Source organism: Mesorhizobium tianshanense (assembly GCF_007830515.1).
In the GTDB taxonomy this organism is placed as follows: Bacteria; Pseudomonadota; Alphaproteobacteria; order Rhizobiales; family Rhizobiaceae; genus Mesorhizobium; species Mesorhizobium tianshanense.
The window spans coordinates 80,896-93,919 of sequence record NZ_VLKT01000014.1; the positions used below are offsets into that span (position 1 = coordinate 80,896).

Consider the following 13,024-nt stretch of genomic DNA (forward strand, 5'->3'; position numbering starts at 1 on the left):
ATGATATCACCTCAGGTTTGTCAATGACCACCCTCACCTCGCAGATCTCGCCCGCCTCTGACACCTTCCGCGCCAATGCCGAACGCATGCGGGCGCTGGTCGCCGATATTGCGGAAAAGGCGGCAACCGTCGAGCGCGGCGGCTCGGACGAAGCGCGTGAACGCCACCAGAGCCGCGGCAAGCTTCTGCCGCGCGAGCGCCTCGCCCAGTTGCTCGACACCGGTTCGCCCTTCCTCGAGATCGGCCAGTTCGCCGCGTGGTCGATGTATGGCGAAGACATCTCCTCGGCCGGCATCATCGCCGGCATCGGTCGCGTCGAAGGCACCGAAGTGATGGTCGTCGTCAACGACGCCACGGTGAAGGGCGGCACCTATTATCCGCTGACCGTGAAGAAGCATCTGCGCGCCCAGGAGATCGCGCTGCAGAACAAGCTGCCTTGCGTCTATCTGGTCGACAGCGGTGGCGCCAATCTGCCCAACCAGGACGAGGTGTTTCCCGACCGCGATCATTTCGGCCGCATCTTCTACAACCAGGCCAACATGTCGGCTTCAGGCATACCGCAGATCGCCTGCGTCATGGGTTCGTGCACGGCGGGCGGCGCCTATGTGCCGGCGATGTCGGACGAGACGATCATGGTACGCAACCAGGCGACCATCTTCCTTGGCGGCCCGCCGCTGGTGAAGGCCGCCACCGGCGAGGATGTCAGTGCGGAGGAGCTGGGTGGCGCCGATGTGCATACACGGCTATCCGGCGTTGCCGACCATTACGCGCTGGACGACGAGCATGCGCTGGCGATCGCGCGCCGCATCGTCAAAAACCTGAATCGAAAGAAGGAGATCGGGCTGGCACTTCGCGATTCGATTCCGCCGCTTCATGCAGCGGATGAGCTCTACGGCATCGTGCCGACGGATCTGCGCCAGCCCTATGACGTGCGCGAGGTGATCGCGCGTGTCGTCGACGGCTCCGAATTCGACGAGTTCAAGCAGAATTACGGCACCACGCTGGTCACCGGCTTTGCCCATCTTCAGGGCATGCCGGTCGGCATCATCGCCAATAACGGCGTGCTGTTCTCCGAAAGCGCCTTGAAGGGTGCGCATTTCATCGAACTGTGCTGCCAGCGCAAGATCCCGCTGGTCTTCCTGCAAAACATCACCGGCTTCATGGTGGGACGAAAATACGAGGCGGGCGGCATTGCCAAGGACGGCGCCAAGCTGGTGATGGCGGTCGCCACGGCCCGCGTGCCGAAGGTAACCATGATCATCGGCGGCTCGTTCGGCGCCGGCAATTACGGCATGTGCGGACGCGCCTATTCGCCCCGCTTCCTATGGATGTGGCCGAATGCCCGCATTTCCGTGATGGGCGGCGAGCAGGCGGCCACCGTCCTGGCCGTCGTCAAGCGCGAGGGGATCGAGCGCAAGGGCGGGGAATGGAGCGCCGAAGAGGAGGCAAAATTCAAGAAGCCGATCCTGATGAAATACGAGCATGAAGGCCACCCGCTCTATTCCTCGGCGCGGCTCTGGGATGACGGTATCATCGACCCGGCCAAGACGCGCGAGGTGCTGGCGCTCAGCCTATCCGCCGCGCTGAACGCCGAGATCGAAGAGACACGGTTCGGCGTGTTCAGGATGTGAGATGAGCGAAATCGATCAGAGGATTCGCCTTCACATTGGCGACATCACGAAGCTGGCGGTCGATGCCATCGTCAACGCCGCCAACACGTCGCTCTTGGGAGGCGGTGGCGTCGACGGCGCCATTCACCGGGCGGCCGGCCCCGAGTTGGAGTTCGAATGCCGGATGCTGAATGGCTGCAAGGTCGGCGGCGCAAAACTCACCAAGGGCTACAGACTGCCGGTTCGCCACATCATCCACACGGTCGGCCCCGTCTGGCAAGGCGGTGATAAAGACGAAGCGGAGCTGCTCGCCTCCTGTTATCGCCGGTCGCTCGAATGCGCCGCCGCCAAGGATTGCCGGACGGTGGCGTTCCCGGCGATCTCGACCGGTGTATACCGATATCCAAAGGACCAGGCGACGCAGATCGCCGTCGGCACCGTGAGCGCCTTCATCGGCCAGAACGCGGTTCCGGAAACCGTCGTTTTCTGCTGCTTCGACCAACAAATGGCGGAACTATATCAACAGGCGTTACTGCGCCTGGCGGAGCGTGGTCCGCACCGATGAGAGAACCCATCCACACCCTTCAGACTCATTTTCAATCATTGAACTGGCCACACGGAAAAATTGCGTCTATTGCTCCTTGTAAATACCAATGGGGATTGGGCGAAGATGAGACTGCAATTTTTTCAGAAAACAACTGTGTCTGTACTTGCGGGACTTCTTATATTAGCGGCACCTGGCGTTGGCGCAGCGGAATCGCTGGCGGGAAGCAAAGGCGACAGCCGTTTCGCCGTCCATTTTCCGCCGGGTTCGACGGGAGACTGCCCGAAAGCCTACAAAGCCTATGTGGCAGCCAGCGGGCATTCCGCCTATGCAACGACCTTCCATTCGCGCGTGACCGATTTATACGTCATTTGCAGCGCGCGGCTGAACGCGCCCTCCAAGAAGGCTGCGGAAGATCTGGCCCTGCGGTCCTGTCAGGCCGGCGTCAAACAATACAAGGTCAAGACCGCAAGCGGGGGCTGCGGAATCGCCGCTTCGAAATAGACGGGCGCCTGCCAGGCCGGCGGGACAGCGGCAGCGCGAAGAAACAACCACGTCGTCCGTCGCAAACCCTGGCTGCGGAGGCTGCATGTTCGCCAAGATCCTGATCGCCAATCGCGGTGAGATCGCTTGCCGGGTGATCCGCACGGCACGCAAGCTGAGCGTGCGAACGGTCGCCGTCTATTCCGACGCCGATGCCGGGGCCTTGCATGTAGAGATGGCTGACGAGGCGATTCATATCGGTCCCTCGCTCGCCGGCGAAAGTTATCTGCGCGGCGACAAGATCATCGCCGCGGCTTTGGCAGCAGGCGCGGAAGCCATCCATCCCGGCTACGGTTTTCTGTCGGAAAACCCCGATTTCGTCGACCAGGTGACAGCGGCGGAACTCATTTTCATCGGCCCATCGGCCGCCTCGATCCGCGCCATGGGGCTGAAGGACGCGGCCAAGCGGCTGATGGAGAAGGCCGGCGTGCCTGTTGTGCCGGGCTATCACGGCGAGGCGCAGGAGATCGTGCTGCTCGCCTCCAAGGCACGCGAGATCGGCTATCCGGTGCTGATCAAGGCGCGCGCCGGTGGCGGTGGCAAGGGCATGCGACGCGTGGAACATCCCGACGACTTTTCCGAGGCGCTGTCGGGGGCGCGGCGCGAGGCGAAGGCCGCCTTTGGCGACGACCGCGTGCTGGTCGAGAAATATATCGACAAGCCGCGCCACATCGAGGTTCAGGTGTTTGGCGACAATGTCGGCAATGTCGTGCATCTCTACGAACGCGACTGCTCGGCGCAGCGCCGCCACCAGAAGGTGATCGAGGAAGCCCCCGCCCCCGGCATGACGCCGGCGCTGCGCAAGGCGATGACGGAGGCCGCGGTGAAGGCCGCCAAGGCGATCAGCTATTCCGGCGCCGGCACGATCGAATTCATCGTCGATGCCTCGCAAGGGCTGAAGGCCGACCGCTTCTGGTTCATGGAAATGAACACCCGCCTGCAGGTCGAGCACCCCGTCACCGAAATGGTCACCGGCACCGATCTGGTCGAATGGCAGTTGCGAGTGGCCTCCGGCGAGAAGCTGCCGAAGACGCAGAGCGAGATCGCGCTCTCCGGTCACGCCTTCGAGGCGCGCATCTATGCCGAGGACGCGGCGAAGGGGTTTTTGCCGGCGACGGGCACGCTGCATCACCTGAAATTTCCGGATATCGTGGCCGAGGGCGCCAGCATGCGGATCGAGACCGGCGTGCGGGCCGGTGATGCCATCCCGCCCTTCTACGACCCGATGATCGCCAAGCTGGTCCTGCATGGCAAGGACAGGCCGGCGGCACTCGAAGCGCTGGGCACAGCCCTTTCGCAGACCGAGATCGCCGGCTCGACCGTCAACACCGCCTTTCTCGCTGCGCTTGCCGCTGACGCGGATTTTTCGGCAGGCGATGTCGATACCGGTCTGATCGGCAGGCATCAGCAAGCGCTGACCGCAGTCCCGTCGCCGAGCAGCGAGACCGTCGCCGCAGCCGCGCTTGCGGCGTCCAGCGCCGGGGCTCGGGCGCCGACCGACGACCCGTGGTCGTCACTTGCCGGCTATGCGCATTTCCACGCGACCGCGCGGCGCGCGCGGCTGCGTTACGGCGAGGAGGATATTCTCGCGCTTGTGTCGGTGCGGCCGGACGGGCGCTTCCAAGTGGCGCTGGACGCACCTTATGACGGCGCCAACCCGCATGATCTTCGCGCCGCCCCTCGCCTCGCCCGATGGCCGGGCCACGTCACGGTATTCGAAGGCGCCGCCGGCTACAGTTTCGTCGTGCCCGATCCGCTGGCGAGAGCCGACGAAATCGCCGCCGGTTCAGACAGCCTGCGCGCGCCGATGCCGGGTCTGGTCAAGCTGGTGCGCGCGGCGAGAGGCGAGGCCGTCATCAAGGGCCAGCCGCTGTTGATCCTGGAAGCGATGAAGATGGAGCACACGATTTCCGCCACCCATGACGGGACGATCGCGGAGATCGCGGCCGAAGGCGCGCAGGTCACCGACGGGACGGTGCTGGTGCGTTTTGCCGAGGAAACCCACGGCTGACGCGCCGAGTCGCCGACCCCGGTGCCAAAACAGCCGCAGGCGGCGGGACAGAAGGGGGCCATAAAGCGCCCACTTCCAGACCAGAAATGGAAATGGCCGGGCAGCCCGGTCATTTCCACCTGAAATACAGAATCGACTACGGCTGGATCGGCGCGTATTTGCCGTCGTGCCACTGGTTGATGTCGTAGCTGGCGTTCTTGAGGTCGCCCTTCTCGTCGAAGGTAACCGGGCCGACGACGGTGTTGATCGACTGACTGTTCTTCAAGGCTTCGGCAACCTTGGCCGGATCGTCGCTGCCGGCGCGCTTGATGCCCTCGGCAAAGGCCTGGATTACGGCGTAGGAGAACAGGGTGAAGCCCTCCGGTACGAAGCCACCGGCCTTGATCTTTTCGATCGCTTCCTTGGCTTCCGGCTTTGCTTGCGGATCCGACGGGAAGACGAACATGGTGCCTTCGCCGGCCGGACCGGCAACCTGCCAGAATTCCGGCGAGGCGATCGAGTCCGGCATGATCAACTGGAACTTGAGGTCCTGTTCCGCCGACTGGCGCAGAATGAGGCCGGCTTCGGGGTGATAGCCGCCGAAGTAGACGACGTCAGCCTTCAGGCCCTTGAGCTTGGTGACAAGCGCGGCGTAGTCCTTTTCACCGGCGTTGATGCCCTCGTAAAGGATCTCGTTGAGGCCGTTCTGGTTCATCGTTTCCTTGACGGCATCGGCCACGCCCTGCCCGTAGGCGCTCTTGTCGTGCATGATGACGACGTTCTTGCCGGCATATTTCTTGGCGATCCAAGGACCGATGAAGGCGCCCTGGGCATCGTCACGCGTATAGAGGCGCATGATCGTCGGCCAGCCGGCTTTCGCCGCGGCGTCCGTCAGCACCGGGTTCGACGACGCCGGGCTCATCATCAGCGCGCCGGCTTCGGCATAGACGGCGGAGGCCGGGATGCTCGAGCCCGAGCAGGCATGGCCATCGATGAACATGACTCCGTCAGCCACGATGCGATTGGCGACCGAAACCGCCTGCTTCGGATCGCACTGGTCATCCTCGATGTCGAGCTTGATCTGGCGGCCATCGACGCCGCCGGCCGCGTTGATCGCGTCGGCGGCGGCTTGCGCACCCTGCTTGAACTGGTCGCCGATGGTGGCAAGCTGACCGGTCATCGGTCCGACCACCGCAAAGGTGATGTCGTCGGCGAAGGCAACCGGCGCGCTCATCATCAGGCCCACTATGGCCGCGCTCAAAATACCCAATCTTTTCATAGCGATACAATTCCTCCACTCTCGCGCGGCCGCCCGGCCGCGCCTCTTCCAGAGTGGGCGGGAGAATTTCACCCTTCGCCAGGCCTGTCTAGGCGCATCGGCGGCACTCGATTGGGCCTGCAACGTTACTGTTTGACCATGTGTGGGGGTCTGGGCCCTTGCCGGTATTAGGGATAGCCCGCCCGAAGTTTCGAATTGCGATACATAACGGACATGCCGCTAGCGAGCGGCGTTCCGCAGTTTGGCTCCGAGCCGGCTGGACCCGGTCACACGGCGCGCGCTATATAAGCGTAGTAAACACAGCAGCCGAAGAACTCGCCGGCAGCGCTGGCCGCCAAGAGTTCATCCAGCCACGACGATGCCTCGGCTTCGTCCACTATTCCCGCCCGCGGCGCGAGCTTGGCGTAAGCTTCGATCCCGCTTCTCCAGAAATCAGCGCCCCCGATCTCTGCGATGATGCTCGGGATGACTGTTTCTATGACGAATCCTGCTTGCTTCAGTAGTCGAGGCAGTTGCCGGAGAATGCGCGGATTGGTTACGAGCGATGCGACGATTGCATCGTCCATGTGGCGCGAACGCCGCTCATCAGAAAGTTCGAACGTCATCGACGCATAATCGCCGTCGAAGATGCACGCGGATGCTCCCTGAGGGAGCAGTCGCCGCATCTCGGCGAGCGTCCTTGGCGGATCATCGAGATGGCTGAAGAGGGTGTGAGCAACCACGGCGTCGAGTGATCCCGATTGAAGGCCAAGCGCACGCGAATCACCAGCTTCAAAACGAACGCGATCGCTTAGCTTCTCTCGTTCGGCCAGTCGTTTGGCTGCGTCGACGAGATAGTCGCTGAGATCGATTCCCAGAACGGAACCCCCGAAGCCGGGACGCTGCGCTATGGCCCGTGCCGCAACTCCCGTGCCGCATCCAAGGTCAAGGACATTGGCCTTGTCGTCGATTTCCATTCGATCGAGGTATGCGGAAAGCGGTCCCGCAAAATTGGGATGTCCTCCGCGCGCCTCCAGGCGAGTGATCATCACTTCCAAGGCATTCGGATCTAGCTTGTCGGTGAGTCGGAAAGGGTCGAGCGCCTGGGCCATGATGTCTGTATCCCCCAACTACCGTTCCTACGACGTTACGGCGGCATCTTGCCGTTGCGAAACCTCATCGGCCCGCAATCCGGTTTTTGAACGCTCTGACGGTTTGCACCGATAGCCACTACAATTCTTCTACCATGTTCAACTTTGCGGAAAAATTCGGCAATATGGAAATCCGGGCTTGCAAAATCGCACAGGAGCCGAGATGGCGGCGCAGTCATCTGTTTCCTCACACGGCGTCGAGTGGAACGATCTCGAGGTCGTCCTCGCCATATGCCGGACGGGAAGCCTTTCCGGCGCGGCGCGACAGCTCGGCAACAATCACAGCACGGTTTTTCGCAAGATAAGCGCCATCGAAAAACGCATGGGCGTACGCCTTTTCGAGCGCCTCCCCACCGGGTATGAGATGACGGAGGCCGGCGAAGCGGCGATGCGCTATGCCGAACGCATCGAGGGCGAAGTCCACGCGATGGAACGGGAGCTTCTTGGCCGCGACACCCGACTGCGCGGCAAGATCCGGGTTTCGGCCCCAGAAGGTCCCACGATCCTTATCCTACCGTCACTGATTGCCGAATTCCGCCGACAGCATCCGGAGGTGAGGGTCGATCTCGTCATGGGGCTCGACGCGGCCGACCTGTCGCGTCGGGAAACGGATATTGCCGTGCGCGTCACGAGACGCCCACCGGAAATGAGTGTAGGGCGGTTCGTCTGCGACTTCAAATTCGGCATTTATGCAGCGCCGGACTATCTCGCGCGGGCCGGAGAGCGCGATCTGAAGGATCACGACTGGGTCATGCCGCATCTGGTTGTGGACTGGATGGTCCCACTGGTCTGGAAAAGCCGCGAGGCGGTCTACGAAAGCTGCGTCTTCACCAGTAATTCAGTGCTCGCCTGCGTGGAGGCGGCACGCAAGGGAATGGGCGTTTCAGTGATCTCGACCTTCGTCGTCGAAGGAGACGACACGCTTTTGCCGGTGACCGGTCCCGTCGAGGAACTTGCGATGGAGCTATGGGTTCTGACGCATCCGGATTTGCGCCGGACGGCGCGCGTAGCCGCTCTGATGCAGTTCCTTGTCGAAAAACTGAGCGCGCAAAAGCCCATTTTCGAAGGCCGGCCAAGCCGCCGCCTCAATGAGGCAGGGTGAAGTCTGGCGAGCGGTTCGGCCGAACCGACCCTCCAGGTCTTGAATGCTCCTTTGTCCACGTCTTTCATTTCTTGCGCGGCCATGATCTCTTCCAAAAACCGGCTTCCACTTTTTGGGATCATGGTCCGAAAACGCAAAAGCCGCGCCAGCCTTGTTCCGGCCGGTCGCGGCTTTTGTCGGTCGAACCATCCCCGAACGCTCCCGCGCCCGAAACCGCTCACCTTCCCTGTCCGTCGCGCAGCTTGGCCGTATCCGGCCTGCCGCGTTCTTGTCATTGCCGGTCCGGCCGTCTTGCGCGGCCTTGACCTGAAGCGTCCCTGTCGGTGATCTCGGCGCCTATGAACTCAGAGGCCCCGTGAACTCAATGCATCGTCATCCATTCGCGGGCTTCGCGCAGCGCCCTGGCGATCTCGACCTTCGACATGGCGGCCGACAATTCCGAGCGCAGTTCCGCAGCGCGGACGGAGCCCTTGATCGCAGCGATGTTGAACCATTTGTGGGCGGCGACGACATCGGTCTCGCAATCGCGGCCGGTCGCATACATCATGCCCAGTTCGAAAAGAATGTCGGCCTGGGCGGTTGCCCCCATGGCGCCGAAGCCGGCTTCAGGCATTTCAAAACGTGCCATTTCAATCCCCTGTTCTAGCCCCTGTCAGGCTCCCGAGAGCCGCCTCCTTCCGTCCCTTGGTATCCGTTGATATCCCTTGGGGGTGGCCGCTCTTTCGATGCTTTCGAGAATGACGCGGAGGCTTGAATCCGTCGTTAAATGGCGTGCTTAATTTGAGGAAAACAAAGCTAAAACAAGAGGTAAATGCGGAAATTCGTTAAGGATACAAAGCCAGCAATTTCGCCGGTTCGCGCTCAATTTGACGAAAATTTGCGAGACGCGGATCAAGACTCCGCTAACCAAGGGAGACAAAGACGGAGTTGCGACCGTATCATTTCCAGTCGACGGGGACCGCTTCAGGCGGTCAAAATCCTGGCGTCTAAAATCCTGAAGTCTTCCGCAGCGGCACCGCTTTTGTTTTGCCGGGAGGTGGATTAGCTTACGTTTGCGTAAAGGGCAGTCTGGTGGGGCGGAACATCCGACCGGAAGCCCGCAGGGAGGAAAAACATGTTTCGCAAGACCAGCATGGCCCTCGCGGCCACATTGATCATGGCCGGCGCGGCTTGGGCCGACCCAATCGAAGGCAACTGGAAAACCAAGGACGGCGACACGGCGGCCATTAGTGCCTGCGGCGGCTCATTCTGCATCAAGCTGACGACCGGTCAATATGCCGGAAAATCGATCGGCAGCATGAAGGCGAGCGGTGGCGGCAAATATGTTGGCTCGATCACCAAGCCGTCGAACGGAAAAACCTATTCAGGTAGCGGGGCCCTAGCCGGAAGTTCGCTGAAAATGACCGGATGCGTCCTGGCTGTTCTCTGCGAGAGCCAGACCTGGCACAAGCTCTGATCGTTTGCATTCTGACGAAATGAAGACGGGGCCTTAGCGGGCTCCGTTTTTGTTTGGGCCAGTTGTTGCGGCCGATGGATCAAGCATGCCGGCTCACGCGCGCCGGCGGGCGCCGCTCGTAAAACTCCGTCAATGAATTTGAACCGCAGATGAACGCCAGCATCAGAGCCGGTTCAGTTGTATCAGGGCATTCTCATGCGTGTTGAAGGAGACGCCACGCAATGCTCGCCCGCCGCTTCACCATCGTCTGCCTGTTGCTGAGCCTGTTCGGCATGATGTTCGCCATCCTCGTCACCGAAGCCGAACGCCCGGCCCGCGCCCGGGACGTGGCCAGTTCCTGCCAGTTCGATTGCCTGAACCATTTTCGCCCCTGAACCGACAGACACCTAGAAAGAAACAACACACCATGAACCGCATCGTCGCCAGCGCCCTCAAGACCCTTCGGCTCGTGCCGCGGGCGGCGCTCATCCTGATGGTTCTTGCCGCGCCGGTTCTGGCCGTACCCACGATGCGCGCCGATGCGGGTTCGACGATCGAAGCGCCGGCGTTGAGGAAGAGCGGCGTCGGCTTTGTGCTGCTGGTCAGCTTGCGGCGCGGTTAGGATCAATCGATCTTTCATCGAAACCATTCGATAAGAAAAACGACGTTTTTGACCGCGTTCGGGCCGGCATACCCCTCCCAACCGCATGGCCAAGCCTCTATATTGGGTCATGGAAAAGCGAATCTATCCCCAAGCCATCGAATCGGTTGTGATGCCGGAGCCGTTTGGCCGGCAGAGTTTCAACGATGCCGAAAAGGCCGTCGCGGCCTTGCAGGTCCTTTACGATCGCAACACCAAATTCCTGCGCGATTCGTTCACGGCGCTCGCCGCAGGCACCGACAACAACAAGCGCTACCGGGCCTTCTATCCCGAAATCGGCGTCACCACGAGTTCGTTCACCCAGATCGACTCGCGGCAGGCGTACGGCCATATGCCGACGCCTGGGCATTTCTCGACCACCATCACCCAGCCTGCCCTTTTCGAACGCTATCTCATCGAACAGCTTCGCCTGATCATGCGCAATCACGGCGTTCCGGTCACCGTTTCGGAATCGACGACGCCCATCCCGCTGCATTTCGCGTTCCTGGAAGGCTCCCATGTCGACGGCGCGGCCGCCGAACGCATCAGGCGGCCGATCCGCGACCTGTTCGACGTACCGGACCTCGACGGCACCGACGACCAGATCGCCAACGGCACGTTCGAAGTGGCGTTAGGCGAAGCCAGGCCGCTGGCGGCGTTCACGGCGCAGCGCATCGACTACTCGTTGCACCGGATGTCGCACTACACGGCGACCAGTCCCCAGCATTTCCAGAATTTCGTGCTATTCACCAACTACCAGTTCTACATCGATGAATTCGTCGCCCGCGCGCACGAGCTGATGGCGAATGGCGGCGGCGGATACGTCGAATTCGTCGAGCCGGGAAACGTCGTCACCAAGGCCGGACAAAGCGCGCCTGGCGATGGCGCGGCGCCGCGGCGCCTGCCGCAGATGCCGGCCTATCATCTGAAGAAGCCGAACCATGGCGGCATCACCATGGTCAATATCGGCGTCGGCCCCTCCAATGCCAAGACGATCACCGACCATATTGCGGTACTCAGGCCGCATGCGTGGGTGATGCTCGGCCATTGCGCCGGGCTGCGCAACACCCAGGCGCTCGGCGACTATGTGCTGGCGCACGCCTATGTGCGGGAAGACCATGTTCTGGACGACGATCTTCCGGTCTGGGTGCCGATCCCGCCGCTGGCCGAAATCCAGGTGGCGCTGCAGGAGGCTGTCGCCGAAATCACCGGCCTTTCCGGCTACGACCTCAAGCGTATCATGCGCACCGGCACCGTTGCCACCATCGACAACCGCAACTGGGAACTGCGCGACCAGCGCGGGCCGGTGCAGCGGCTGTCGCAGTCACGGGCGATCGCGCTCGACATGGAATCGGCGACGATCGCAGCCAACGGCTTCCGTTTCCGCGTGCCCTATGGCACGCTGCTTTGCGTCTCCGACAAGCCCCTGCATGGCGAATTGAAGTTGCCCGGCATGGCGACCGAGTTCTACAAGCGGCAAGTGGCGCAGCACTTGAAGATCGGCATCAGGGCGATGGAGAAGCTGGCCGAGATGCCGATGGAGCGGCTGCACTCGCGCAAGCTCAGGAGCTTTTCGGAGACGGCGTTCCAGTAGCACCGATCAGCCTTCGTTGATCCGAGTGCGGCAAGAGCGCGGCAGGGCATTTCGTCATCTTGATGGGCCGCATTTCTGCCGATAGGCGAAGCAGATGGCACGCATTCGAAACATGATGGCTTCGGTGGCATTCGTCGCAATGCTTGTCTTCTCGGTCCCGCTGGTGGCCGGGTTTTTCGGAACGCTGCATCCGGCATTCGATTCCTTCGCCCATTTCCGCGTCCATCTTGCCGTGCTGATGGCGGTTTGCGCGCTGCCGTTGCTCGCGACCTCGTTTCGCCTGCAGGCGGCCACGGCGCTGCTCTTTGCCGTAGCTGCCTTCGCCACCACGTCGAACGGCCTGCCGGTGCCGCGCCTGTGGCCAGTCCAGGCAGCCTACGAAGCCAAGCCCGGTGACCTTCTGGTCTACCCCGGTGACCAGGAGATCTACCGCCTGCTGCAAATGAACCTGCGGTTTGACAATCCGACGCCTGAAAAGGTGCTGTCGCTGATCGGCCGGACCCAGCCCGATGTGATTACCCTCGACGAGGTGTCCGACATGTGGGAGGCGAAGCTTGGACTTCACGCCGGCGCCTACCCCTACCGGATCCTCTGCCCCTACCCCAATGGCGTGTTCGGCGTTGCGCTGCTGTCCAGACGGCCGTTTGCCGCCGGCACGCAACCGCGCTGCGATGGCCGCGGTGCGATGGCCATCGCGACCGTCGATTTCGGCCGAACCAGCATCGATGTCGCCGCCATCCATCTCACTTGGCCATGGCCGCGCAACCAATCACGGCAGATCGGCGGATTGTCGCGGGAGCTCGCTTCGCTCGGCGAGACAGCGATCATGGCAGGCGACTGCAATGCAGTACCCTGGAGCGCCGCTGTCCGGCGCGTCGCAGATCTTGGCAAGCTGACCGTGGAGCCTTCGCCGGGGCCGACCTGGCTCTACGACAAGTTACCGGATTTCCTGCGCTTCGCCGGACTGCCGATCGACCAGGTTTTCAGCAAGGGCGCGGTTCTCATCCATTCCGTGTCGAGGCTGGAAGACACAGGCTCCGACCATCTTCCGGTGATGGTGGAATTCTCGCTCAGGCCGGAAGAGAAAAAGCCGGTCGGCGAAGGTGAAACCGCGACCGCATCCGTGACACGGAACGGCAACACTCGAAGCTGAGCAG

At 62.0% G+C, this 13,024-nt stretch carries 13 protein-coding genes; 10 read left to right on the forward strand and 3 right to left on the reverse strand.

What is annotated here, in order from left to right; all coding sequences use genetic code 11:
* Positions 1-23: 23 nt before the first annotated feature.
* The 4 genes from IQ26_RS13285 (at position 24) to IQ26_RS13300 (ending at position 4,708) form a co-directional block, all read left to right on the forward strand.
* Entirely contained in the window at positions 24-1,631 is a 1,608-nt protein-coding gene (locus tag IQ26_RS13285; protein ID WP_145717730.1) for a carboxyl transferase domain-containing protein, read from the forward strand.
* A gap of 1 nt (position 1,632) precedes the next feature.
* A complete protein-coding gene (locus IQ26_RS13290) occupies positions 1,633-2,175 on the forward strand; it encodes an O-acetyl-ADP-ribose deacetylase (protein WP_145717737.1) in 543 nt (180 codons plus the stop codon).
* 105 nt (positions 2,176-2,280) lie between these two features.
* Positions 2,281-2,658 carry a hypothetical protein gene (locus tag IQ26_RS13295; protein WP_145717744.1) on the forward strand — a complete coding sequence of 126 codons (378 nt, stop codon included), beginning with the start codon at positions 2,281-2,283 and terminating at the stop codon, positions 2,656-2,658.
* An 85-nt stretch (positions 2,659-2,743) separates the two neighbouring features.
* Positions 2,744-4,708 carry an acetyl/propionyl/methylcrotonyl-CoA carboxylase subunit alpha gene (locus IQ26_RS13300; protein WP_145717752.1) on the forward strand — a complete coding sequence of 655 codons (1,965 nt, stop codon included), beginning with the start codon at positions 2,744-2,746 and terminating at the stop codon, positions 4,706-4,708.
* Between the two features lie 136 nt (positions 4,709-4,844).
* Here the strand turns inward: IQ26_RS13300 and IQ26_RS13305 are convergent, their stop codons facing one another.
* Complete coding sequence (locus IQ26_RS13305) at positions 4,845-5,966, reverse strand: ABC transporter substrate-binding protein (RefSeq protein ID WP_145717761.1); 1,122 nt, start codon at positions 5,964-5,966, stop codon at positions 4,845-4,847.
* A 266-nt stretch (positions 5,967-6,232) separates the two neighbouring features.
* Complete coding sequence (locus IQ26_RS13310; RefSeq protein ID WP_145717768.1) at positions 6,233-7,057, reverse strand: methyltransferase domain-containing protein; 825 nt, start codon at positions 7,055-7,057, stop codon at positions 6,233-6,235.
* A gap of 202 nt (positions 7,058-7,259) precedes the next feature.
* Between IQ26_RS13310 and IQ26_RS13315 the strand changes: the two genes are divergently transcribed.
* A complete protein-coding gene (locus IQ26_RS13315) occupies positions 7,260-8,198 on the forward strand; it encodes a LysR family transcriptional regulator (RefSeq protein ID WP_145717774.1) in 939 nt (312 codons plus the stop codon).
* 361 nt (positions 8,199-8,559) lie between these two features.
* On the opposite strand, the gene IQ26_RS13320 is transcribed toward IQ26_RS13315, so the two are convergent.
* A complete protein-coding gene (locus tag IQ26_RS13320) occupies positions 8,560-8,826 on the reverse strand; it encodes an SEL1-like repeat protein (RefSeq protein ID WP_027152750.1) in 267 nt (88 codons plus the stop codon).
* A 486-nt stretch (positions 8,827-9,312) separates the two neighbouring features.
* On the opposite strand from IQ26_RS13320, the gene IQ26_RS13325 reads away from it, so the two are divergent.
* The 5 genes from IQ26_RS13325 (at position 9,313) to IQ26_RS13340 (ending at position 13,020) form a co-directional block, all read left to right on the forward strand.
* Entirely contained in the window at positions 9,313-9,654 is a 342-nt protein-coding gene (locus IQ26_RS13325; RefSeq protein WP_145717782.1) for a DUF2147 domain-containing protein, read from the forward strand.
* A gap of 221 nt (positions 9,655-9,875) precedes the next feature.
* The gene (locus tag IQ26_RS39695; RefSeq protein ID WP_167522682.1) at positions 9,876-10,028 is read left to right on the forward strand and encodes a hypothetical protein; all 153 of its coding nucleotides are present in this window, start codon (positions 9,876-9,878) and stop codon (positions 10,026-10,028) included.
* 32 nt (positions 10,029-10,060) lie between these two features.
* Positions 10,061-10,255, forward strand: coding sequence for a hypothetical protein (locus IQ26_RS13330; protein ID WP_145717791.1), 195 nt, complete (start codon positions 10,061-10,063; stop codon positions 10,253-10,255).
* Positions 10,256-10,406: 151 nt separating this feature from the next.
* Complete coding sequence (locus IQ26_RS13335) at positions 10,407-11,867, forward strand: AMP nucleosidase (protein ID WP_240547104.1); 1,461 nt, start codon at positions 10,407-10,409, stop codon at positions 11,865-11,867.
* Positions 11,868-11,961: 94 nt separating this feature from the next.
* On the forward strand, positions 11,962-13,020 hold the full coding sequence (locus IQ26_RS13340; protein WP_145717805.1) for an endonuclease/exonuclease/phosphatase family protein: 1,059 nt from the start codon (positions 11,962-11,964) through the stop codon (positions 13,018-13,020).
* Positions 13,021-13,024 lie beyond the last annotated feature (4 nt).

Coding starts and splice junctions, on each gene's coding strand:
- IQ26_RS13285 (WP_145717730.1), top strand. CDS start 24: ATGACCACCCTCACCTCGCAGATCTCGCCCGCCTCTGACACCTTCCGC.
- IQ26_RS13290 (WP_145717737.1), top strand. CDS start 1,633: ATGAGCGAAATCGATCAGAGGATTCGCCTTCACATTGGCGACATCACG.
- IQ26_RS13295 (WP_145717744.1), top strand. CDS start 2,281: ATGAGACTGCAATTTTTTCAGAAAACAACTGTGTCTGTACTTGCGGGA.
- IQ26_RS13300 (WP_145717752.1), top strand. CDS start 2,744: ATGTTCGCCAAGATCCTGATCGCCAATCGCGGTGAGATCGCTTGCCGG.
- IQ26_RS13305 (WP_145717761.1), bottom strand. CDS start 5,966: ATGAAAAGATTGGGTATTTTGAGCGCGGCCATAGTGGGCCTGATGATG.
- IQ26_RS13310 (WP_145717768.1), bottom strand. CDS start 7,057: ATGGCCCAGGCGCTCGACCCTTTCCGACTCACCGACAAGCTAGATCCG.
- IQ26_RS13315 (WP_145717774.1), top strand. CDS start 7,260: ATGGCGGCGCAGTCATCTGTTTCCTCACACGGCGTCGAGTGGAACGAT.
- IQ26_RS13320 (WP_027152750.1), bottom strand. CDS start 8,826: ATGGCACGTTTTGAAATGCCTGAAGCCGGCTTCGGCGCCATGGGGGCA.
- IQ26_RS13325 (WP_145717782.1), top strand. CDS start 9,313: ATGTTTCGCAAGACCAGCATGGCCCTCGCGGCCACATTGATCATGGCC.
- IQ26_RS39695 (WP_167522682.1), top strand. CDS start 9,876: ATGCTCGCCCGCCGCTTCACCATCGTCTGCCTGTTGCTGAGCCTGTTC.
- IQ26_RS13330 (WP_145717791.1), top strand. CDS start 10,061: ATGAACCGCATCGTCGCCAGCGCCCTCAAGACCCTTCGGCTCGTGCCG.
- IQ26_RS13335 (WP_240547104.1), top strand. CDS start 10,407: ATGCCGGAGCCGTTTGGCCGGCAGAGTTTCAACGATGCCGAAAAGGCC.
- IQ26_RS13340 (WP_145717805.1), top strand. CDS start 11,962: ATGGCACGCATTCGAAACATGATGGCTTCGGTGGCATTCGTCGCAATG.